Source organism: Pseudomonas sp. P1.8 (assembly GCF_001269805.1).
Classification (GTDB): Bacteria; Pseudomonadota; Gammaproteobacteria; order Pseudomonadales; family Pseudomonadaceae; genus Aquipseudomonas.
In genome coordinates, this window is sequence record NZ_LHVM01000006.1 from 215733 (window position 1) to 236358 (window position 20626).

General features: G+C 58.1%; 23 protein-coding genes and 1 pseudogene. 9 read left to right on the forward strand and 15 right to left on the reverse strand.

What is annotated here, in order from left to right; genetic code table 11:
* Positions 1-109: 109 nt before the first annotated feature.
* The 3 genes from AD668_RS03425 to AD668_RS28530 are packed head-to-tail and all read right to left on the reverse strand — an operon-like array spanning position 110 to position 3499.
* Positions 110-1012 (reverse strand): acyltransferase, encoded by a 903-nt coding sequence (locus AD668_RS03425; RefSeq protein WP_053154635.1) that lies wholly within the window; start codon positions 1010-1012, stop codon positions 110-112.
* Positions 1013-3112, reverse strand: a complete 2100-nt coding sequence (gene pta / locus AD668_RS03430; protein WP_053154638.1) for a phosphate acetyltransferase — start codon at positions 3110-3112, stop codon at positions 1013-1015. It lies immediately after the preceding gene.
* A 60-nt stretch (positions 3113-3172) separates the two neighbouring features.
* A complete protein-coding gene (locus AD668_RS28530; RefSeq protein ID WP_082344417.1) occupies positions 3173-3499 on the reverse strand; it encodes a DUF3565 domain-containing protein in 327 nt (108 codons plus the stop codon).
* Here AD668_RS28530 and AD668_RS03440 point away from each other — a divergent pair.
* From AD668_RS03440 to AD668_RS03450, 3 genes are all read left to right on the forward strand, one after another.
* Positions 3468-3953: a peptidylprolyl isomerase gene (locus AD668_RS03440; RefSeq protein WP_007901600.1), complete on the forward strand. Its 486-nt coding sequence runs from the start codon at positions 3468-3470 to the stop codon at positions 3951-3953. The two genes, AD668_RS28530 and AD668_RS03440, sit on opposite strands and share 32 nt — an antisense overlap.
* Before the next feature lie 113 nt (positions 3954-4066).
* Positions 4067-4549 carry a glutathione peroxidase gene (locus AD668_RS03445; RefSeq protein WP_053154641.1) on the forward strand — a complete coding sequence of 161 codons (483 nt, stop codon included), beginning with the start codon at positions 4067-4069 and terminating at the stop codon, positions 4547-4549.
* 198 nt (positions 4550-4747) lie between these two features.
* The gene (locus AD668_RS03450; protein ID WP_053154646.1) at positions 4748-5851 is read left to right on the forward strand and encodes an NADH:flavin oxidoreductase; all 1104 of its coding nucleotides are present in this window, start codon (positions 4748-4750) and stop codon (positions 5849-5851) included.
* A 116-nt stretch (positions 5852-5967) separates the two neighbouring features.
* On the opposite strand, the gene AD668_RS03455 is transcribed toward AD668_RS03450, so the two are convergent.
* Entirely contained in the window at positions 5968-7167 is a 1200-nt protein-coding gene (locus AD668_RS03455; protein WP_053154649.1) for a glycosyltransferase family 1 protein, read from the reverse strand.
* A gap of 40 nt (positions 7168-7207) precedes the next feature.
* On the reverse strand, positions 7208-7960 hold the full coding sequence (cysZ, locus tag AD668_RS03460) for a sulfate transporter CysZ (RefSeq protein ID WP_053154652.1): 753 nt from the start codon (positions 7958-7960) through the stop codon (positions 7208-7210).
* 314 nt (positions 7961-8274) lie between these two features.
* Between cysZ and trxB the strand changes: the two genes are divergently transcribed.
* The gene (gene trxB, locus AD668_RS03465) at positions 8275-9231 is read left to right on the forward strand and encodes a thioredoxin-disulfide reductase (protein WP_053154655.1); all 957 of its coding nucleotides are present in this window, start codon (positions 8275-8277) and stop codon (positions 9229-9231) included.
* 167 nt (positions 9232-9398) lie between these two features.
* Here trxB and AD668_RS03470 read toward each other — a convergent pair whose 3' ends face one another.
* From AD668_RS03470 to AD668_RS03500, 7 genes are all read right to left on the reverse strand, one after another.
* Positions 9399-10649, reverse strand: coding sequence for an aspartate aminotransferase family protein (locus AD668_RS03470; RefSeq protein WP_053154658.1), 1251 nt, complete (start codon positions 10647-10649; stop codon positions 9399-9401).
* Positions 10650-10875: 226 nt separating this feature from the next.
* A complete protein-coding gene (locus AD668_RS03475; RefSeq protein WP_053154661.1) occupies positions 10876-11214 on the reverse strand; it encodes a HopJ type III effector protein in 339 nt (112 codons plus the stop codon).
* Entirely contained in the window at positions 11207-11503 is a 297-nt protein-coding gene (locus AD668_RS03480) for a DUF1244 domain-containing protein (RefSeq protein ID WP_053154664.1), read from the reverse strand. The genes AD668_RS03475 and AD668_RS03480 overlap by 8 nt, the downstream gene beginning before the upstream one ends.
* A gap of 96 nt (positions 11504-11599) precedes the next feature.
* Complete coding sequence (gene folX / locus AD668_RS03485; RefSeq protein WP_053154667.1) at positions 11600-11971, reverse strand: dihydroneopterin triphosphate 2'-epimerase; 372 nt, start codon at positions 11969-11971, stop codon at positions 11600-11602.
* A complete protein-coding gene (gene folE / locus AD668_RS03490; RefSeq protein WP_053154670.1) occupies positions 11971-12549 on the reverse strand; it encodes a GTP cyclohydrolase I FolE in 579 nt (192 codons plus the stop codon). The genes folX and folE overlap by 1 nt, the downstream gene beginning before the upstream one ends.
* 20 nt (positions 12550-12569) lie before the next feature.
* Positions 12570-13280, reverse strand: coding sequence for a dihydromonapterin reductase (gene folM, locus AD668_RS03495; RefSeq protein ID WP_053154673.1), 711 nt, complete (start codon positions 13278-13280; stop codon positions 12570-12572).
* 140 nt (positions 13281-13420) lie between these two features.
* The gene (locus AD668_RS03500; RefSeq protein WP_053154676.1) at positions 13421-13990 is read right to left on the reverse strand and encodes an antibiotic biosynthesis monooxygenase; all 570 of its coding nucleotides are present in this window, start codon (positions 13988-13990) and stop codon (positions 13421-13423) included.
* Between the two features lie 219 nt (positions 13991-14209).
* Between AD668_RS03500 and AD668_RS03505 the strand changes: the two genes are divergently transcribed.
* Entirely contained in the window at positions 14210-15169 is a 960-nt protein-coding gene (locus AD668_RS03505) for a MerR family transcriptional regulator (RefSeq protein ID WP_053154679.1), read from the forward strand.
* 3 nt (positions 15170-15172) lie between these two features.
* Here the strand turns inward: AD668_RS03505 and AD668_RS03510 are convergent, their stop codons facing one another.
* Together AD668_RS03510 and AD668_RS03515 are read right to left on the reverse strand one after the other, a co-directional pair.
* A complete protein-coding gene (locus tag AD668_RS03510) occupies positions 15173-15778 on the reverse strand; it encodes a hypothetical protein (RefSeq protein ID WP_053154683.1) in 606 nt (201 codons plus the stop codon).
* Between the two features lie 54 nt (positions 15779-15832).
* On the reverse strand, positions 15833-16309 hold the full coding sequence (locus tag AD668_RS03515; RefSeq protein WP_053154686.1) for a PAS domain-containing protein: 477 nt from the start codon (positions 16307-16309) through the stop codon (positions 15833-15835).
* A 102-nt stretch (positions 16310-16411) separates the two neighbouring features.
* Between AD668_RS03515 and AD668_RS03520 the strand changes: the two genes are divergently transcribed.
* From AD668_RS03520 to AD668_RS03535, 4 genes and pseudogenes are all read left to right on the forward strand, one after another.
* Positions 16412-16867 (forward strand): flavodoxin, encoded by a 456-nt coding sequence (locus AD668_RS03520; RefSeq protein WP_053154689.1) that lies wholly within the window; start codon positions 16412-16414, stop codon positions 16865-16867.
* Positions 16868-17091: 224 nt separating this feature from the next.
* Positions 17092-17310 (forward strand): annotated as a pseudogene (locus tag AD668_RS03525) (class II aldolase/adducin family protein); the annotation flags it as partial.
* An 80-nt stretch (positions 17311-17390) separates the two neighbouring features.
* The gene (locus tag AD668_RS03530; RefSeq protein ID WP_053154695.1) at positions 17391-18293 is read left to right on the forward strand and encodes an alpha/beta fold hydrolase; all 903 of its coding nucleotides are present in this window, start codon (positions 17391-17393) and stop codon (positions 18291-18293) included.
* 202 nt (positions 18294-18495) lie between these two features.
* Positions 18496-19407 (forward strand): SDR family oxidoreductase, encoded by a 912-nt coding sequence (locus AD668_RS03535; RefSeq protein WP_053154698.1) that lies wholly within the window; start codon positions 18496-18498, stop codon positions 19405-19407.
* A 72-nt stretch (positions 19408-19479) separates the two neighbouring features.
* On the opposite strand, the gene AD668_RS03540 is transcribed toward AD668_RS03535, so the two are convergent.
* On the reverse strand, positions 19480-20250 hold the full coding sequence (locus tag AD668_RS03540) for an N-acetylmuramoyl-L-alanine amidase (RefSeq protein WP_053154702.1): 771 nt from the start codon (positions 20248-20250) through the stop codon (positions 19480-19482).
* Positions 20251-20626 lie beyond the last annotated feature (376 nt).

Consider the following 20626-nt stretch of genomic DNA (forward strand, 5'->3'; position numbering starts at 1 on the left):
GGGTTTTTTTGTGTCTTTCAGATCGACAAAAGATCGCAGCCTTCGGCAGCTCCTACAGGATGTACGCCGAACCAATGTAGGAGCTGCCGAAGGCTGCGATCTTTTGATCTTAAATCTTCGGATACTCCCGATGCATCTGTTCCAGCAACGCGTCCTTGTCCTGCCACAGCTGATTGATCCAACCCTGGAATTGAAGTCGGTATTCACCGTCCTGATCGTAGTTCTTACCGATGAACTGCGGCGGAATCTTCAGCTCTTCAAAGTGCACCACCACATCCGCCACGTTCCCGCACAGCAAATCCCAGAAACCCGGACGGCCGGCGGGATAGTGGATGGTCACGTTGACCAGGGATTCAAGCTGCTCGCCCATCGCATCCAGCACAAAGGCAATGCCGCCGGCCTTGGCCTTGAGCAGGTACTTGAAGGGTGACTGCTGTTGCTTGTGCTTGCCCTCGGTGAAGCGCGTGCCTTCGACGAAATTGAAGATGCCCACCGGGTTGTTGCGAAACTTCGCACAGGTCTTGCGGGTGGTTTCCAGGTCCTTGCCTTTCTTCTCCGGGTGCTTCTCCAGATAGGTCTTGGAGTAGCGCTTCATGAACGGAAAGCCAAGCGCCCACCACGCCAGACCAATCACCGGTACCCAGATCAGCTCCTGTTTCAGAAAAAACTTCAGCGGCTGAATGCGCCGATTGAGCACGTACTGCAGCACCAGGATATCGACCCAGCTCTGATGGTTGCTGGTGATCAGGTACGAGTGCTGATAGTCCAGGCCTTGCAGGCCGCTGACGTGCCAGCGTGTACGCCGCACCAGATTCATCCAGCCCTTGTTGAGGCTGATCCAGGCTTCGTGGGTGTGGTTCATCAACCAGCCCGCGAGCCGCTGGGTGAGGGCGAACGGCAACACCTTGACGAGCGCTACACAGAACAGAAACGAGCAAAGCAAAATCGTATTCAGGGCCAACAACAACGCAGCGATCACGCCGCGCAACGGTGCAGGTAGAAAATCCAGCATTTAAACATCCATAGGTCGGTTGGCGGCTTGAATCGCGGTCAACGCGATGGTGTAGACGATATCGTCGACCTGCGCGCCGCGCGGTAAATCGTTCACCGGTTTGCGCAGGCCTTGCAGCATCGGACCGAGGCTGACGCAATCGGCGCTGCGCTGCACGGCTTTGTGGGTGGTGTTGCCGGTGTTGAGGTCGGGGAACACAAACACCGTGGCGCGACCCGCCACCTGACTGTTTGGCGCCAGTTGCCGGGCGACGGTTTCGTTGGCGGCGGCGTCGTACTGCAATGGGCCGTCGATCAGCAGCGAGTTTTGCTGCTCATGGGCAAGGAGGGTCGCTTCGCGGACCTTTTCGACTTCTTCACCACTGGCCGATTCTCCGCTGGAGTAACTGATCATCGCGACCCGTGGCGTGATGCCGAAGGCCGCTGCCGAATCCGCGCTTTGCAGGGCAATCTCGGCCAGTTCGCTGGCACTCGGGTGCGGGTTCATGACGCAGTCACCGTAGACCAGCACTTCTTCGGGAAACAGCATGAAGAACACCGAAGACACCAAGGTGCAGCCCGGCGCCGTTTTAATCAGTTGAAGAGCAGGGCGGATGGTGTTGGCGGTGGAGTGAATGACGCCTGACACCAGGCCATCGACTTCATCCAGCGCCAGCATCATGGTGCCGATCACCACAGTGTCTTCGAGTTGCTGTTCGGCCATCGGGGCGTTGAGGCTTTTGCTCTTGCGCAAGGACACCATCGGCTCGACGTAGCGTTCGCGGATCAAGTCCGGGTCAAGTATTTCCAATCCTGGCGGCAGCTCGATTCCCTGGGCGCGGGCGACGGCTTGCACGTCCTCGGGTTTGGCCAGCAACACGCAGCGTGCGATGCCGCGGGCCTGACAGATTGCCGCGGCTTGTACGGTGAGTGGCTCGCTGCCTTCGGGCAATACAATGCGCTTGTTGGCGGCCTGAGCACGCTGGATCAGTTGATAGCGGAACACCGCGGGTGACAGTCGCATCTCCCTTGGGGTGCCGCATCTCTGGTGCAGCCAGTTGGCGTCCAGATGGCTCGCGACAAAATCGGTGATGATTTCCGCACGCTCGCGGTCGTCGATCGGGATTTCCTTGTTCAGGCCGTTCAACTGGTTGGCGGTGTCGTAGGAGCCGGTGCTCACAGACAATACCGGCAGACCGGCCTGCAGAGCGCCACGGCACAGGTCCATGATGCGCGGGTCGGGCAGGGTGTCGCTGGTCAGCAACAGGCCAGCCAGGGGCACGCCATTCATGGCCGCGAGACTGACGGCGAGGATGATGTCGTCGCGATCGCCGGGGGTCACTACCAGCACACCGGGCTTGAGCAGCTCCACAGTGTTGCGCATGGTGCGGGCGCAGATGATGATCTTGGTCATGCGCCGGGTTTCATAGTCGCCGGCGTTGAGCACCTGGGCCCCCATCAGGTCGGCCACGTCGCGGGTACGCGGGGCGTTCAGCTCCGGTTGGAACGGGATGCAGCCCAGCAGACGGAAATCCCCGCTACGCAGCAACGGCGAATGCTCTTTGAGGCGTGAGGCAAAGGCCTCCATGCTTTCGTCGGTCTTGACCTTGTTGAGGATCACGCCGAGCACCTTCGGGTCCTTCGGTCCACCGAACAATTGTGCCTGCAACTCAACGCGACCAGACAGCTCGGTCAGCACTTCGTTTTCCGGTGCCGAGACCAGGATCACCTCGGCGTCCAGGCTTTTGGCCAAGTGCAAGTTCACCCGTGCGGCGTAACTGGCGCTGCGGGTCGGGACCATGCCTTCGACGATCAGCACGTCCTTGCCGATGGCGGCTTGCTGATAAAGGGTGATGATTTCTTCGAGCAACTCATCCAGCTGACCGTCGCCAAGCATGCGCTCGACATGGGCCAGGCCCAAGGGTTGAGGCGGTTTCAAACCGTGAGTGCGGGCAACCAGTTCAGTGGATCGTTCCGGCCCCGTGTCACCCGGGTGCGGCTGGGCGATGGGCTTGAAAAAACCGACCTTGAGCCCGGCCCGCTCAAGGGTGCGCACCAGCCCGAGGCTGATGGAGGTCAGACCCACACCAAAATCGGTGGGTGCGATAAAAAAAGTTTGCATGCGGATTCTCTGGAGGTGCATGGCAATGGTGCCGGCCTATATCTGGTCGACTACCGAAATTCAGTCGCCAAGGTTATCGCTAACCGAGCCTTGTGCGCACCAACCGCAGTCAAAGCGCTGGCCTATTTTTTCAAGCCGTTGCGCCGGGTCCATGACCCAGGCCCGGGATTGCCAGGGCGGCTGATGTCGCAGGTGTTGGGTATGTCCGCAGGAAAGCTCGGCGACCCAGTGGCCGCCTTCGTCCTGATGGAAGCCGGTGATCGTCGAATCCCGTCTGTCCGGGTTGTGTTCGCTTTCGGACGATTGCTTCGCTAAACTTGGTCTTTCAATATTCTTATGCAAAAGGTCTCGCCCCATGCTGATCGCCGCCAATAAGGCTGTCTCCATCGACTATACCCTGACCAACGACGCTGGTGAGGTCATCGACAGCTCCGCCGGCGGCGCGCCGCTGGTCTACCTGCAAGGCGCAGGCAACATCATCCCGGGCCTGGAAAAAGCCCTGGAAGGCAAGGCTGTCGGCGACGAACTGACTGTAGCCGTTGAACCTGAAGACGCTTACGGCGAATACGCTGCAGAACTGGTCAGCACCCTGAGCCGCAGCATGTTCGAAGGCGTGGATGAGCTGGAAGTGGGCATGCAGTTCCACGCATCCGCTCCGGACGGCCAGATGCAGATCGTGACCATCCGCGATCTGGACGGCGACGATGTCACCGTTGACGGCAACCACCCGTTGGCCGGTCAGCGCCTGAATTTCCAGGTCAAGATCATCGACATCCGTGATGCCAGCCAGGAAGAAATCGCTCATGGTCACGTCCATGGCGAAGGTGGCCATCATCACTGATTTCTGCGCTAAGCTCAGATAACTGGAGAGGCGCCCCGAGGGCGCCTTTTTAGTCTGCGGCCGACACCGCCAAGTGGCTGTTTCGAGAAGAACACGGGAATCTGGAGTACGCCATGAGTGCTTTTCACGACCTTAAACTGACAGCCCTGGATGGACAGGAGCTACCGCTGGCACCCTTCAAAGGGCAAGTCGTGCTGGTAGTCAACGTCGCATCCAAATGTGGCTTGACTCCGCAGTACGCAGCGCTGGAAAACCTCTACCAGCAATTCAAGGCAAAGGGCTTCAGCGTCTTGGGCTTGCCGTGCAACCAGTTTGCCGGGCAGGAACCGGGCAGCGAACAAGAGATCAAGGATTTCTGCAGCCTCAATTATGGCGTGACGTTTCCACTGTCCAGCAAGCTGGAAGTCAACGGGCATGAGCGTCATCAGCTCTATCGCCTGCTGGCTGGCGAGGGCGCGGAATTCCCGGGTGACATCACCTGGAATTTTGAAAAATTCCTGCTGGGCAAGGACGGTCGTGTGTTGGCGCGGTTCTCGCCACGTACGGCGCCGGATGATCCAACCATCGTTCACGCAATAGAAAAAGCCCTGAGCTGATATCTCCCCCCTGTAGGAGCTGGCTTGCCAGTGAATGCGGTGTCCCTGACACACCGCGTCGTCTGATTCGCCAGCAAGCCGGCTCCTACGTTATTGACTATCTTTTAGTGCTAAATCACTGCAATCAATAGTGCTGTTCAATGCGACGGACTCTCCATATTATAGTCGTCATAAAGTCATTCTTCCGTGGAGCGTCCCATGCCCGTACAAGCCCTGTTCAAACCGTTCCACCTCGGCACCCTTGAACTGCCGACTCGCGTCGTCATGGCGCCAATGACCCGTTCCTTCTCCCCGGGCGGTGTACCAAATTCAAAAGTGATCGAGTACTACCGTCGTCGCGCCGCGGCCGGTGTAGGCCTGATCATCACCGAAGGCACAACCGTCGGTCACCAGGCGTCCAATGGCTATCCGAACGTTCCGCATTTCTACGGTGAAGCCGCGCTGGCGGGCTGGAAGAAAGTGGTCGACGCGGTTCACGCCGAAGGCGGCAAGATTGTTCCGCAACTGTGGCACGTGGGCAGCGTGCGCCGTATCGGCACCGAGCCGGATGCCAGCGTGCCGGGTTACGGGCCGTCGGAAAAAGTGAAGGACGGTCAGGTTGTGGTTCACGGCATGACCAAGCAGGATATTCAGGACGTGATTGCCGCGTTCGCTCAAGCGGCCAAGGATGCCCAGAGCATCGGCATGGACGGCGTGGAAATCCACGGCGCCCACGGCTATCTGGTCGATCAGTTCTTCTGGGAAGGCAGCAACCAGCGCACTGACGAGTACGGCGGCAGCCTGGCTAATCGTTCGCGCTTCGCCATCGAATTGATTCAGGCTGTGCGGGCAGCAGTCGGCGAAGGCTTCCCGATCATCTTCCGTTTCTCCCAGTGGAAGCAGCAGGATTACACCGCGCGCCTGGTACAAACGCCGCAAGCCTTGGGTGATTTCCTCAAGCCTCTATCGGATGCCGGCGTGGATATTTTCCACTGCTCGACTCGCCGTTTCTGGGAGCCGGAGTTCGACGGTTCCGAGCTGAACCTGGCGGGCTGGACGCGCCAACTCACCGGCAAACCGACCATCACCGTGGGCAGCGTCGGCCTGGATGGCGAGTTCCTGCAATTCATGGTCAACACCGACAAGGTCGCGCAACCGGCCAGCCTGGAAAAACTGCTGGAGCGCTTGAACAACGAGGAGTTCGATCTGGTAGCGGTCGGCCGTGCGTTGCTGGTGGATCCGGACTGGGCACAGAAAGTGCGCGATGGACGTGAGGAAGACATCCTGCCGTTCAGCCGTGAGGCGTTGATGACGCTGGTTTAAGCGGCGTCTGCTTTGACGCCATCGCCAGCAAGCCGGCTCCTACCAATGTTCGTGATTTCTCAGAACCTGTAGGAGCCGGCTTGCTGGCGATGGCGATCTCAAAAATCACAAAAAATTCAAGGTACAGTCGGTGCATTCAGCACCACCATCTCCCCGGCACAAGCCCCGCGCAACTGCCCTTCGAACTGCTCGATAATCGTCGCCCACCCCTGGCGGCTGGCATGCTGGCGCGCATTCAAGCGTATGCAACGCAAGGTTTCCCTTCCTTCCAATAGCCACACGGCAGCATCGCAAAACGCCTCTTCATCCCCGGGCATCGCCAATACACCGTTGTAGCCATGACGAATGTGCTGGGCCGCCGCTGCCTGATCGTAAGCGACCACGCCAAGCCCCGAAGCAAGTGCCTCAAGCACAACATTGCCGAAGGTTTCGGTCAGGCTGGGAAACAGAAACACATCCCCGCATGCATAGTGGCAGGCCAGCGCTTCACCCCGTTGTGCGCCACAGAAAATTGCCTCGGGCATCTCCCTTTCCAGGGTCTGACGCTGCGGACCGTCACCCACTACGATCAATTTCAGATTGCGCTGTGGATAACTCGACTTGAGCTTATCGAAGGCACGTTTGAGCAGGCCCAGGTTCTTTTCCGGGGCCAGGCGCCCGACGTGGATGATCGCGATGTCATCCTCGGCCAGTCCCCATTGTTCACGCAGCGCGTTCAAGCGTTTGGCCGGGTGAAACAATTGGCTGTCGACCCCGCGAGACAATAACGCCAGACGCTCGAAATGCCGCCGCTCCAGCTCCATGCGCTGGCTGACGCTGGGCACCAGGGTCATGGTCGAGCGGTTGTGAAACCAGCGCAGATAGTGAGTCAGCAGGCGCGTCAGCAAGCCGAAGCCGTACTGATGGGAATACTGCTGGAAATTGGTGTGAAACCCGCTGACCACCGAAATCCCCAGGCGCCGTGCGGCACGCAATGCCGACAGACCCAGCGGTCCTTCGGTGGCGATGTACAACACGTCGGGGCGATGGCGCTTCCAGCGTCGCAACAGCTTGTGCATCGACGACTGACCCCATTGCAAACCGGGATAGCCCGGTAGTGGCCAGCCTCGGCACAGCAACAACTCATCGTCGCTGCTCAGTTGCTGGTCGCAACCTTGACGCGGTCGCACCAATTCGACCTGATGCCCGCGCGCGCGCAAACCGTCGCACAAGCGACCCAGGGTATTGGCCACGCCGTTGATTTCCGGGGGGAAGGTTTCGGTGATCAGGGTGATATGCAGAGCTGTTGTCATGGCCCCAGTGTCGATTGGGGCCATGTCGTCGTTGTGACGGTGGGATGATGGATTTATGAATGCTTCAGCGTTGGGTTACCAGATTCTCGGCGCCGCGCTCACGTACCCAGAACAACGTCGCCCCGGCCACGGCGGCCGGCATCATCAGGATGTTCACCACCGGAATCAGCAGCACCAGATAAACACTGCCGCCGAAACTCATGCTCTGCCAGCGTTTCTCGCGCAGCCAGGCGAGCATTTCGTTCCAGCCCAGTTTGTGGTTGTCCGCCGGGTAGTCGATGTACTGGATCGCCATCATCCACACGCCGAACAGCAGCCACAGGGGGGCTGCAATGATGTTCACCACCGGGATGAAGGACAGAATGAACAGCCCGATGGCCCGCGGCAGAAAGTAGCCGAGCTTGCGCATTTCCCGGGCCAGCGTGCGCGGGATCATCGCAATCAGTTCGCCCCAGCTGAAGGCCGGGAAGTCATCGGTGCCACGCACCACCACTTCGACTTTCTCCGCGAGAAAGCCGTTGAACGGCGCGGCAATGATGTTGGCGAGCATGGTGAAGGTGAAGAACACCATCAACAGCACCAGCACCACGAAAATCGGCCACAAGATGTAACTGAGAAAGCTCAGCCAGTCGGGCAGCGATGGCATCAGCGTATCGACCCACAGACTGAATTGGTGGCCGGCCAGATAGATCAATCCGACGAACAGCACCAGATTGATCGCCAGCGGCAGCAGTACGAACAAACGCAGACTGGGGCTCAACACCAGCTTGAGGCCTTCACGCAGGTATTGCGGGCCTGACAGGACAGGGGCGGGCATAACGTGCTCCGAGCAAAGGGAAAACGCGCCGACCTTACCGGCTTTGCCTTGTGGGTGAAAGCGCGGCAGCAGTATCGACATTCACTGTAACAAAGACGTCTATATAGTCACCGGAATGGGATAGAGACCACCTATGAGCTGGATTGTTAAACCGTATTTCCTTAATCTTCGCCCCCTCGATACGCTGCACCCAATCTTTTTACAGGACGGTCGTGTTCAAGCCTTGCACAAGTGCTTCAACCGTTCTTTTTTATTCCCGCCGGCAATCCGGCGTTCCGCGCCAGGTGTTCCGGGCCGGTCAACAGGAGCAGGTCATGTCTGAAGTCCGTCATTCGCGAGTGATTATTCTCGGTTCCGGCCCCGCCGGTTACAGCGCCGCGGTGTATGCCGCCCGTGCCAACCTCAAGCCACTGCTGATCACCGGCATGCAGGCCGGCGGTCAACTGACCACCACCACCGAAGTCGACAACTGGCCGGGCGACGTCCACGGCCTGACCGGCCCGGCGCTGATGGAACGCATGAAAGAGCACGCCGAACGCTTTGAAACCGAGATCGTGTTTGATCACATCAATGCAGTCGACTTCGCCGCCAAGCCGTACACCCTGACCGGCGACAGCGCGACCTACACCTGTGATGCCCTGATCATCGCTACCGGCGCCAGCGCCCGTTATCTGGGCCTGCCATCCGAAGAAGCGTTCATGGGCAAAGGCGTTTCGGCCTGCGCGACCTGCGACGGGTTCTTCTACCGCAACAAGCCTGTGGCAGTGGTTGGCGGCGGCAACACCGCGGTTGAAGAAGCCCTGTACCTGGCCAACATCGCCAGCAAGGTAACCCTGATCCACCGTCGCGAAACCTTCCGTGCCGAGAAGATCCTGATCGACAAGCTGAACGCCCGCGTTGCCGAAGGCAAGATCGAGCTGAAGCTGAACGCGACCCTGGACGAAGTGCTGGGCGACAACATGGGCGTGACCGGTGCCCGCCTGAAGAACAACGACGGCAGCTTCGACGAAGTGACAGTCGACGGTGTGTTCATCGCCATCGGCCACACCCCGAACACCTCGTTGTTCGAAGGCCAGTTGACCTTGAAAGACGGTTACCTGGTGGTGCAGGGCGGTCGTGAAGGCAACGCCACTGCGACCAACCTGGAAGGCATCTTCGCCGCCGGTGACGTGGCTGACCATGTGTACCGTCAGGCGATCACCTCGGCCGGCGCTGGCTGCATGGCGGCACTGGACGCCGAGCGTTACCTCGACGACCTGCAGAACGCTTGATTCTGCCTTCGTTGAAATGAAAAAACCGGCCTCGGCCGGTTTTTTCATGAGCAACACAGGACAAACCTGTAGGAGCCGGCTTGCTGGCGATGGCGGCACATCTGTCAACATCGACGGTGCCTGACACACCGCTATCGCCAGCAAGCCGGCTCCTACGGGATCGGGTATCAGGTCAGTTTGGCGAGGCACTCCTCGAGAATGTCCAGGCCTTCCTCCAGCACTGTCGCTTCGATAGTCAACGGCGCCAGCAGGCGAATAATGTGGCGTGATTTGCCGCTGGGCATCAGCAGCAGGCCCGCATCCCGCGCGAGGGCCAGCAGTTGGGTCAATTGTGCCGGGGCGGGCGAGCCATCGGTATTGTTCAACTCGATGCCTCGCATGGCGCCGACGCCGGTCAGGCGTCCCAGGTACGGCGTCAGGTTGTTCGCACGCCAGGTTGCATGACGGCCGACAATCGCTTCTTCCTGTTGAGTGCCCCAGGCATGCAGGTTGGCATCGGTCATTTCGTTCAGGGTTGCCAGCGCCGCTGCGCAGGCGATGGGGTTGCCGGAGTAAGTACCACCGAGTCCACCCTTGGGCAGGTTGTCCAGCAGCAACTTGCGCCCGACCACCGCACCCAGCGGTACGCCACCGGCGATGCTTTTGCCCAGCAGGATCAAGTCCGGCTCGATGCCCAGTCGTGAGAACGCAAAACGCTGGCCAGTACGGCCGAAGCCGGACTGAATTTCATCGGCGATCAACACTATCCCTTTGTCGTCACAAAACTTGCGCAGCGTCCTGGCGAATTCCACGTCCATGGTGAGGAATCCCGCTTCGCCCTGCACCGGTTCGACGATGAAACAGGCGACGTCATCGACATCGATTTCAACACTGAACAGACGCTCCATGGCTTTGAGGGCATCGGCGCAGGTCACGTCGTTGTCCTGGCTGGGAAACGGCAGGTGATACACCGGTCCGGGCAGCACACCGACTTTCTGTTTGTAGGGTGCGACCTTGCCGTTGAGATTGAGCGTGGCCAGCGTGCGCCCGTGGAAGGCGCCGTCGAAGGCGATCACCGCGCTGCGGCCGGTGGCGCCACGGACGATCTTCAGGGCATTTTCCGCCGCTTCCGCACCGCTGTTGGTGAGCATCCCGCTGACCGGGTAATCCACCGGGATGAACGCGCTCAGGCGATCCATCAGTTCGATGTAAGGCACATGGGGTGCAGCGTTAAACGCGTAGTGGGTCAGCCGGGTGGCCTGTTCACGAATGGCCTCGACGATGCGCGGATGGCAATGGCCGAGGTTCAGCACGCCGATGCCGCCGACAAAGTCGATGTAGCGTTTGCCATCGGTATCCCAGACCTCGGCGTTCTTGCCGTGGCTGAGCGTGACAGGGTGAACGATGTTGATCGACTGGCTGATGGTTTCGCTGCGCATGAAGGGCCGGCTCGGAAGATGAAGGACTTCTTTTTATCTAAGCCGTGAGCGGGGGGGCGGGGCAAACGAAATAAAGTTGCCGAGTCAATCTTAAAAGTCGGGTTGTACTGTCGATCATCTGTAGGAGCGAGCCTGCTCGCGATGGTCGTGAACGATAACGCTGGGAGCCTGATACCCCGCAGCATTCTCAGGTTCATCGCGAGCAGGCTCGCTCCTGCAATTTGAATCAGCGGCGTGTCAGCGGCTGTTGGGTGAACTTTACACCGGCCAGGCCGTGGGCAATCAATGCGCGGATGTTGGCGTGATCGCTGCCTTCTGGTGTTGCCACCACGGAACGGTAGTGCTCACCAAAGGCCAGCAGCGCTTCTTCATCGCTCAGACCTTCCAGCAGTGCCAGACCCAGGGTCTTGCACGAACCTTCGTTCTGCCCGGCCGCGTTTTCCACGCCGCCGTTGTTGAAAGCCTGAGGTTGGTAATCGTAACCGGCGGCAATGAACGCCAGGGTATCGGCGAAAGCATGTTCGCCGCTCTTGAGGCTGGCGCGCAGGGTGTTCAAATCACTCATTGGGTTTTCCTTTGGCAAACGCCGCCTGTTGTTCGGCGCTGGCTTCTTGCTGAAATTGGGCTTTCCAGTCGGCGTACGGCATGCCGTAAACCACTTCGCGGGCGTCATCGAGGCTGACCTCGATCTGGCGCTCGTCGGCGGCTGCCTTGTACCACTTCGACAGGCAGTTGCGGCAGAAACCCGAGAGGTTCATCAGGTCGATGTTCTGCACATCCTTGCGGCTGTCCAGATGGGCCACCAGCCGGCGAAAGGCGGCGGCTTCGAGTTCCAGGCGTTGTTGATCGGTCATGGCGGTCTCTGCGAGACAGCTTCAAACGGCGCGCTTGAAGCTGCAAGTTGGATGGCGGTGGCTGCAAGTTTACAGCCTGGCGCTTGTGGCTTGAAGCTAGCGGCTCGCTGCAAGCGTAATCGACACCGACTCGGCAAATCGCAGGGCGTGAGGCTTGTCGACCTCGACCTCGGCATACAACACCGATTCATTGGTCATCACCAGGTCGAGGATTTCCTGGGTCAGGCGTTCGAGCAGGGCAAAGCGATTGCCCTCGACGTGCGCAATGATCGCCTTGGTGATGGTCCGGTAGTTCAGCGCATGGTCGATGTCGTTGTCGCGCACGGCTTCCTGGGCTGCGTAGAGAATGGTCAGGTTGATCAACACATCCTGCTTGTTGAGGATTTCATCCTCGTTGATACCGATGTAGGTGCGCAGGCACAGGTCCTTGACCCGGATACGTGCCATACCTGGTTGAAGTTGTGGCATTACGACTTGCTCCGTCCAATCAATTGCAGGAACTCCTGACGTGTGTTGCTCGACTCGCGAAACGCGCCGAGCATTACCGAGGTGTTCATGGTCGAATTCTGTTTCTCGACGCCGCGCATCATCATGCACATATGCTGTGCCTCAATGACGACGGCAACGCCGGCCGCACCGGTCACCTGCTGCACCGCGTCGGCGATTTGCCGGGTGAGGTTCTCCTGGATCTGCAGGCGGCGGGCGAACATGTCCACCAACCGCGCGATCTTCGACAGGCCCAACACCTTGCCCGTTGGAATATAAGCGACATGCGCCTTGCCGATGAAGGGCAAGAGGTGATGTTCACAGAGCGAATACAGTTCGATGTTGTCGACGATCACCATTTCATCGTTATCGGACGCAAACAGGGCGCCGTTGACGATTTCTTCGACACTTTGATCATAACCATGACAGAGGTACTGCATGGCTTTGGCCGCCCGCTTCGGGGTGTCGCGCAAGCCTTCGCGGTCCGGATTTTCACCGAGGCCGATGAGGATCTCGCGGTAGTTTTGAGACAAGGCGTTCTGATGCAGGAATAACGTCATGGAAGATCCTCGCGGGACACTTATTTGATGTGCCTTCCGCCGTTAACGGTCAGGGTCGTGCCGGTGACATAAGGGTTGTCGAGCAAATAGCGCAGGCTCTGATAAATCACCTCGCTGCCGGGCTCGATGCCCAGCGCGGACTTGGCCAGTGCCTTGGCGCGGTAGGCTTTATCGTCTTCAGGGTTGAACAGTAGCAGCGCGGGGGCGATCCCGTTGACCTTGATGGTCGGCGCGTACTTGGCAGCGAAAGACAGGGTCAGGTTATCGAGCCCGGCTTTGCTGGCGCAATAGCCAATGTGCTTGCTGCTGCCCTTGCGGGTTACGTCATCGCTGATGTGTACGATGTCGGCTGGGCTGGAGCGTTGCAGCAGGTCGCCGCAATGCAGGTTGATCAGGTAGGGCGCCAGCATGTGCACGCTGAACATGCGGGTGAACGCTGCTGCATCGGTGTCCGGGGTTTCGGCCAGCCATTCGGAAGCGTTGTGGACAATGGCGCGCAGGCTGTCGGTATGGGTTTGCAGTTCACTGATGAAAGCGAAAATACCGGCCTCGGTGGAAAAGTCTGCGAACACCGCAATTGCGCCCTTGTCACGTAGGGCTTGCACCCCGGCGCGTTCGCTGCGGTAGCTGAAGATGACGCGATGGCCGTCTTCCAGCAGTCGTTGGGCGCAGTGCAGGCCGACCCGCTGGCCGGCACCAGTGATGAGAATGGGAGCAGCAAGAGAAGTCATGAACGGCTCGCGTCGCGGTAAGAGCAAAACTATACCAGCGAGGCGTCATGAGTTGTCTGAGAAAAGATCGCAGTCTTGGGCCGCTGCAGCGGAGATTGCGATCTGTCCATCTGTAGGAGCTGGCGAAGCCTGCGATCTTTTTAGCGGTTATGCGGTACCGAGGTAGAGGGCATGGCGCGTGTCGGTGGGCTGTTCAACCAGCCGGCCAGCAAGCGAGTTGACAGGGGAATAAAGAAATAAACCATCAACGGCGTCAGGCACAGGGTACTGATGAATACTCGCGGCAACAGGCTCATGTCACTTAACAACGGCCCGAGCACAAAGTTGAACAGCAGTGATACCGGAAAAAACGCCAGCCAGATCGCCACGGCTTGCTTCCAGCGGGACGGGCGTTGACCTGTCGCGCCGAACCAGCCTTCGATGCCGCTGACCCGATGTTCCGTTGGGTGAGCAAACAGGTCGCTGCCGCGAGCGAGCCAGGCGGTACGTGAGGCGGAATGCTCCCAGGCGTGCAGGGTCGGTTCGTCGGCGAAGCGGAAGATAATCTGGAATTCGTTATCGTCAGGTGGCGGAGCGAGCACGCCAGAGCCCAGATAACCGGGGAAGTCGGTGGCCAATTGTTCGCCTTCGCGCAACCAGGCGATCAGGTCCTGATAACGTCCATCGGCGACGCGACGCGCAACCATCAGTGTGACCGGTGAGGTAGACATTTTGTATCTCCGTATGACAGTTGCGAGACTCCGGATAAGAGTTTCGCCAGGCGCAACGCCGGGGTGATGGGTTGCGTCTCGGAACAAGCAAGGATTATTCCTGATTTTGCCTGCAACGTCTGTGACGTTTGTGCTCGTTCACGGCATTGAGATTTTACGGAATTTTTACGGACTCGGGCGTTAGAATAAGAATTGGACGATACATGGACGTTTAAAAAGATGCCCGGACTGACTGACGTAATTTCAGGTGTACCGCAGGCCTCATCTCTTGAAAATGAAGAGTTGTTTCCGATTCGCGAGGTTTCACGACTGACCGGAGTGAACCCCGTGACGCTTAGGGCGTGGGAGCGCCGCTATGCGCTGATCGTACCTATCCGCACCGAAAGCGGGCACCGGTTGTATTCGATGACCGATATCGAGCGCGTCCGCAGCATTCTGGATTGGATTGAGCGCGGTGTTGCCGTGAGCAAAATCGGTAAGATCCTCGCCAAGACAACGCCTCTCAAGGCGCTGTCGCATATCATTCCAAGCGACCTGGTCCAGGCCGATTATGCGCAATGGCAGCAACAGGTCCAAGCGGCGGTGAGTGCTTTTGACGAAGCTCAACTGGAGCAGATCTACGGTCAGATTTTTTCCAGTTATCCCGTTACGATCGTGTTCCAGGACATCCTGATCCCCCTTTGGAAGCAGATGTTGTTGCACCAGGACGCGTTCGGCAATACCAGTGAATGGCTATTTTTTGATGGTTTTCTTCGTTCTCGCGTGTTGCAACGCCTGTTGCTGGTCCGGGGGCTGCAGCCTCGGCGCGTGATTGTCTGCGCGCTGTTCGACCAGTGTCGTGAGCTTGAATTACTGATGACAGCATTGTTTTTGAGCAGTGTCGATTCTGCTATTCAGCTTTTGGCGATCGGCCAGCCATTCGAGGAGTTGCCCTTGATTTGCGAGCGGGTCAAACCGCACACGCTGGTGCTGTTATCCAATCAAGCGCCAACATCGGAACTGCCAAGGCGCTTGAATCGCCTGGCGATGAGCCTTGAATGTCAGGTGCTGTTGGCCGGCGATGCAGCCGATCTGGCGCAGGACAGCCTTGCCGGGTCGTCCATTGGCTGTCTGGGAAGTGAGGGCAGTATCATGCGCCAGCGTCTGAAGCAGTTCCTGGCAGGCAAGCTCGATACGTGACGCTTAAAGATGCAGCGAGGGATGAGTCAGGCGATGCTGTTGCAGGATGTACTGGCGCAGCCGCTCGGTTTCGTCGGTGTCGCTTTGGTTAAGTTCGTAGGCGAAGTAACCCTGATCGGTTTCTTTCTCCAAAGCACCGCGCAACGCAATCCGTTCATAGCCTGACGGACTGAACCACAAAGCGAAGTGTTTCGGTGGCTTGGTCTTGTTGCGCATCTCCAGCAAGACCCCTTTGCATGACACCTCGTGCACCCACATCGCGCCGGGTTGGCCCTTGGCATTTTCCAGAGCGACAGGCTCATCGAGCACAAGGCGCCATGGCCGGACCATCGGTCCGTCTTCATAAATGCTGGGAACACCGAGACGCAAGTGCATTGCGTGAAACTCGTCTTCCACCAAATGCAGGGGGAAGGTCATTTGCTGATTTTCGAAATTGGCATGGATAGTGACTTGCTCATGCGCGGCCAGGCGCGTGAGCAAGTCGCGGATCTGCGATCCACCATTAACGAGCAGGCTCGACGTTGCATCCCGCGCATTCAGCTGCGGGTTGTGCTGCATGGTCTGGATGAAATCCAGCTCATCCTGGGTCAGGAGTGCGTCGCGATGCATGGCCAACTCGAAAGATATAGTTACAAAGGCATTGGTGATTGTAGTTAATGACAATTAATTCGCTGATTTGTTTTGGCCGTTCGTCGCTTTCAATGCAGCCAGTTCGGCTTGTACTTCGGCCAACTGTGCTTCGAGTTGCTCAACTCGCTGCTGTGCCTTGACCTGGACCGTGACGTCCTTTTGCACACCAACGAAATAAACCTGGTTATCGCTTGGATTCTTTACCGTCGAAAGGGACAGCTCATTCCAGAAGGGAGTGCCATCCTTGCGATAGTTTCGCAGGATTTCCCGGCACGAACCTTCACTGTCCAATGCGGTGCGAATCAGTGGCAAGGCCTCCTGATCACGGTCGCCGGATTGAAGAAAGCGGCAATCCTGGTAAAGGATCTCTTCGCTGGTATAGCCCGTCAGCCGTTCGAACGCTGGATTGACGTAGATCAGAATCTTGTCCTGCTCGCCTTCCTTCTCGGCGATCACGATGCCGTCGTTGGAAGCGTTAATCACCATTTGCAGCAGTTGTGCGTTAATCATCGAGGCGTCCTTTGCTGATTGATTGTCGATTGCATTCTAAGAGAACAATCTCGGACGTGCTGTTAATATCCCGGTCTTTCACTCGGATTCAGGATCAGATTGATGAAAGTCGCCATCATTTCCGGCTCGGTGTACGGCACGGCTGAAGAAGTCGCCCGGCACGCGGCCAAAATTTTGAAGGATGCCGGGTTCGATACCTGGCACAACCCGCGTGGGACCCTTGCCGATGTTCAGGCTTTTGCTCCCGAAGCTTTTTTGGCTGTGACGTCGACCACCGGCATGGGCGAGTTGCCGGACAACCTGCAACCGTTGTATTCGACGATTCGTGACCAGTTGCCAGCGGCCTGGCGTGGTTTGCCGGGTGCGGTGATCGGCTTGGGTGATGCCAGTTACGGCGACACCTTTTGCGGTGGCGGCGAGCAGATGCGTGAATTATTTGGTGAGCTGGGCGTGCGTGAAGTACTGCCAATGCTGCGTCTGGACGCCAGTGAAAGCGTGACCCCTGAAACCGACGCCGAGCCTTGGCTGGCGGAGCTGATCAACGCATTGCGCACCTGACAGTGTCCCGACGGCAAAGCCGGTCAGGGTTCTGACAGTGCGCTGCAAACGGCGCGTCTGGCCATCTCAGACGTCGGTACTCTGACACGGCTCCAGCGTCCTCGGCGTACTGACTCGCCAGGCCATCAAGCTGGCTGCCAATGCAAGTACACGAACCCGGTGGGGTGACTAGACTCGGTATCTATTGCAAACACTCCATAATAAAAAGACCGGGGTTCCTCGCCGTGAACGTAGCCCTCGCCCAATCGCCACACAGTCTCAAAGACCGGGTCAATGCCGCCGAATGGCAAGCCTGCGTCGACCTCGCTGCCTGCTGCCGACTGGATGCCCAACATGGCTGGGACGATCTGATCTTCACCCACATCTTGGCCAAAGTACCTTGCACTGAAGATTTCCTGATCAATCCGTTCGGGCTGTCGTTTCTTGCGGATGTTGCCAAAAGTGCTCAAGGAATGGGCGGAGCGCTTGCCTGGCCGGCGCTGCTGCGCAAACTCGATAAACTGGACCCGGGTTATAAACACTAATGGCACTCGCCGAGATTCCCCTGTGTGTCTGGCGCAAACGCAGCCAGACGTTCGTCTTCCGTGGTTATACCGTCCATTACTGGACGGCAGGGCAAGGTGAGCCGTTGTTGCTCATACACGGATTTCCCACCGCCAGTTGGGACTGGCATTACCTTTGGCAGCCGCTGACCCAGCGTTATCGCGTGATCGCCTGCGACATGCTCGGCTTCGGCGATTCGGCCAAACCGGCGAATCACGAGTACAGCCTGCTGGAGCAAGCAGATCTGCAACAGGCATTGCTCGCTCACTTGAATGTCGAACAACCGGTGCACCTGTTGGCTCACGACTACGGCGACAGCGTGGCCCAGGAGCTTTTGGCGCGGCATTACGAGTCGTGCAGGCAACTGGCCAGTTGCGTGTTTCTCAACGGTGGCCTGTTTCCTGAAACCCATCGACCGGTGCTGATGCAAAAACTCCTGCTCAGTCCGCTGGGCTGGATGATCGGCCGCGCGTTCAGTCGAGACGGGCTGGTGAAAAGTTTTCAGCAGATTTTCGGACCGCAGACCCGCCCCAGCGAAAGTGAGATGGATGATTTCTGGAGCCTGGTCGAGTGTCATCGCGGGCCACGGATCATGCACAAGCTGATTGGTTACATCCCCGAGCGCCGTGTATGGCGCGACCGTTGGGTGAGCGCGATGCAACGGGGTGAGGTGCCAATGCGGTTGATCGATGGCGAAGTCGATCCGGTTTCCGGCGCGCACATCGTCGAGCGTTATCGGGAGTTGATTGCGGACGCAGACACGGTCCTGTTGCCCGGGATTGGTCACTACCCACAGATTGAGGCGCCGAGCATGGTGCTCAAGCATTACCTGGCATTTCGAGATCAATTACTTTCGGCGGAACGCAAGGTGGCGTGTTCCTGAAAAGATCGCAGCCTTCGGCAGCTCCTACGCAGATAGGCAAGCACCCTGTAGGAGCTGCCGAAGGCTGCGATCTTTGAAAACCCTCACGCATCATCCCCCAGCCTTATCGCGCACCATTCAGCCTCCCCTGTGTTCATTGTGACTCGCTGCGCAGTGCCTGACACTCGGCCCCAATGTCCCTTGGCCTGCTGGAGTCCCTCCCATGAATGAGTCTGTGCGTTTCGAAGATAAGGTCGTGATCATCACCGGTGCCGGTGGTGGCCTGGGACGGGCCCATGCGCTGCTGTTCGCCAGGCAGGGTGCCAAAGTGCTGGTCAACGATCTTGGCGGTTCGGCTCAGGGTGAAGGCGCCAACGCTTCGGCCGCTGATCGCGTGGTGGCGGAAATCCGCGAGGCCGGTGGCATTGCCGAAGCCAACCACGACTCGGTCACCGACGGCGACAAACTGGTCCAGAATGCCCTCGACGTTTTCGGCCGTGTCGATGTCGTGGTCAATAACGCCGGGATCCTGCGGGACAAGACCTTCCACAAAATGGATGATGCCGACTGGGACCTGGTTTACCGCGTCCACGTCGAAGGCGCCTACAAAGTTACCCGCGCCGCCTGGCCGCACATGCGCGAGCGAAACTACGGCCGTGTGATCTTCACCGCGTCCACCTCTGGCATCTACGGCAATTTCGGCCAGTCCAACTACGGCATGGCGAAGCTCGGCCTCTACGGCCTGACCCGCACGCTGGCCATCGAGGGCCGCAAGAACAACATCCTGGTCAACGCCATCGCTCCTACTGGCGGTACGCGGATGACCGAAGGCCTGATCCCGCCACAAGTTTTCGAGCAACTCAAACCGGAACTGGTCAGCCCACTGGTGGTGTACCTCGCCAGCGAAAACTGCCAGGAAACCTCCGGCCTCTTCGAAATCGGCGGCGGCTGGATGGGCAAGGTACGCTGGGAGCGAAGCCTCGGCGTTGGATTCGATCCACGGGCCGGATTTTCTCCGGAAGACGTGGCGGCGAACTGGCAGCAGATTTGCGATTTTGAAGGCGCAGCGCATCCGAAAGACAACATTGAAGCGTTGAAGGAAATGATGGCGAACTTGCAGAAGTATTCGCTCTGACGCCGTGGGCAAGGTCGCGCTGAATGACCTTGCCGCTGCTGTACGTCAATCAATAAGGTTTATCGGCATTGTTCATCCAGGAAAGTATTTGGACACCAATGCCGCCAGATTGGCTGCTGTTTGCGTATCCATCACGCCATCGTAATTTTCCGGGCGAAAGTGCAGCTGAAATGCCCGGACCAATTGCTGGAAGCCAGTTTCGCTCGACGCCTGCGCCACATCGTAACCGTAGGCTTTGAACTGTCGCAGCAATTCACTCCGGGCCGGAAGGCCGCAGGAATCGAATCGTTGGAGGAAGTCATCCCGGGTCGCCTCATCAAACCAGGCACCGACGCCTTTCAAATAAAGCGCGTGCCAAGGAAGCATCGGCCCCGGATCGCTTTTACGACCGACCGCGATATCGGAATGGCCCAGCACCTGTGTCGGGGTGATATCCGGGTATCGCTTGAGGATATTCAACGCCAGTTGTTCGATCGCAGCAATTTGCTCGCAGTGATACGGCGGGAACGTAAAAGCCCCTTCGCTGAACGACGCCAGGTTGACTACTTCAATGCCGATGGACGTGTCGTTCAGATTGCTGCGATTACCCCACTGACTGACACCCGCGTGCCAGGCCCGCTGGGTTTCATCCACAAGGTTGAACACTTCCTGCTCGGTATAACCGGCTTTCAAATAGCTGGGATCAGTGATGTCCGGAACAAGATAGTGCGCGCTGACATTGGGACCGGTCAGGGCATTGATGGAACTGGAAAAGTTACCAGCTGTGTAATGAAGTATCAAAAAGCGTACGCGGCTGTTAAAGCTTCGGTTTGAACGATGTTGGTTGTAATTGATGGGTTTCATAAAAGTTACTCGTCGTAAATAGTTGAGTCGCCAGTCGAAGATAAAAATGACTGGCTTGCTATTCACCTTAATTGCTTGAGTACCTTGGGTGATTACATATGTATGTAGGGTTTTTCTGATGATTATGTAGGTGTGTGAATGAGGATGTTTTGCAGTTGTTAGTTGTCAGGCAGCGAAGTTATTAAAATGGTTACCATAAAAAAGGCCGCTGCAAACGCAGCGGCCAATAAGACGTTTGATCCAGGAGCTACAAATCAACGTCAGTGTACCCAGGGTGATGAACCGAAACTTTCAGCTCATCTGAAGTCTTTCAGCGATGGCAGATGCCGTTGCCGGGCTTTCAGCGATATTCCGTGAAAGCCCGACAAGAATAAGC

Bases quoted from the DNA above. Each gene is read 5' to 3' on its own strand.
- AD668_RS03425 (WP_053154635.1), bottom strand. From the start codon at position 1,012: ATGCTGGATTTTCTACCTGCACCGTTGCGCGGCGTGATCGCTGCGTTG.
- pta (WP_053154638.1), bottom strand. From the start codon at position 3,112: ATGCAAACTTTTTTTATCGCACCCACCGATTTTGGTGTGGGTCTGACC.
- AD668_RS03440 (WP_007901600.1), top strand. From the start codon at position 3,468: ATGCTGATCGCCGCCAATAAGGCTGTCTCCATCGACTATACCCTGACC.
- AD668_RS28530 (WP_082344417.1), bottom strand. From the start codon at position 3,499: ATGGAGACAGCCTTATTGGCGGCGATCAGCATGGGGCGAGACCTTTTG.
- AD668_RS03445 (WP_053154641.1), top strand. From the start codon at position 4,067: ATGAGTGCTTTTCACGACCTTAAACTGACAGCCCTGGATGGACAGGAG.
- AD668_RS03450 (WP_053154646.1), top strand. From the start codon at position 4,748: ATGCCCGTACAAGCCCTGTTCAAACCGTTCCACCTCGGCACCCTTGAA.
- AD668_RS03455 (WP_053154649.1), bottom strand. From the start codon at position 7,167: ATGGCCCCAATCGACACTGGGGCCATGACAACAGCTCTGCATATCACC.
- cysZ (WP_053154652.1), bottom strand. From the start codon at position 7,960: ATGCCCGCCCCTGTCCTGTCAGGCCCGCAATACCTGCGTGAAGGCCTC.
- trxB (WP_053154655.1), top strand. From the start codon at position 8,275: ATGTCTGAAGTCCGTCATTCGCGAGTGATTATTCTCGGTTCCGGCCCC.
- AD668_RS03470 (WP_053154658.1), bottom strand. From the start codon at position 10,649: ATGCGCAGCGAAACCATCAGCCAGTCGATCAACATCGTTCACCCTGTC.
- AD668_RS03475 (WP_053154661.1), bottom strand. From the start codon at position 11,214: ATGAGTGATTTGAACACCCTGCGCGCCAGCCTCAAGAGCGGCGAACAT.
- AD668_RS03480 (WP_053154664.1), bottom strand. From the start codon at position 11,503: ATGACCGATCAACAACGCCTGGAACTCGAAGCCGCCGCCTTTCGCCGG.
- folX (WP_053154667.1), bottom strand. From the start codon at position 11,971: ATGCCACAACTTCAACCAGGTATGGCACGTATCCGGGTCAAGGACCTG.
- folE (WP_053154670.1), bottom strand. From the start codon at position 12,549: ATGACGTTATTCCTGCATCAGAACGCCTTGTCTCAAAACTACCGCGAG.
- folM (WP_053154673.1), bottom strand. From the start codon at position 13,280: ATGACTTCTCTTGCTGCTCCCATTCTCATCACTGGTGCCGGCCAGCGG.
- AD668_RS03500 (WP_053154676.1), bottom strand. From the start codon at position 13,990: ATGTCTACCTCACCGGTCACACTGATGGTTGCGCGTCGCGTCGCCGAT.
- AD668_RS03505 (WP_053154679.1), top strand. From the start codon at position 14,210: ATGCCCGGACTGACTGACGTAATTTCAGGTGTACCGCAGGCCTCATCT.
- AD668_RS03510 (WP_053154683.1), bottom strand. From the start codon at position 15,778: ATGCATCGCGACGCACTCCTGACCCAGGATGAGCTGGATTTCATCCAG.
- AD668_RS03515 (WP_053154686.1), bottom strand. From the start codon at position 16,309: ATGATTAACGCACAACTGCTGCAAATGGTGATTAACGCTTCCAACGAC.
- AD668_RS03520 (WP_053154689.1), top strand. From the start codon at position 16,412: ATGAAAGTCGCCATCATTTCCGGCTCGGTGTACGGCACGGCTGAAGAA.
- AD668_RS03530 (WP_053154695.1), top strand. From the start codon at position 17,391: ATGGCACTCGCCGAGATTCCCCTGTGTGTCTGGCGCAAACGCAGCCAG.
- AD668_RS03535 (WP_053154698.1), top strand. From the start codon at position 18,496: ATGAATGAGTCTGTGCGTTTCGAAGATAAGGTCGTGATCATCACCGGT.
- AD668_RS03540 (WP_053154702.1), bottom strand. From the start codon at position 20,250: ATGAAACCCATCAATTACAACCAACATCGTTCAAACCGAAGCTTTAAC.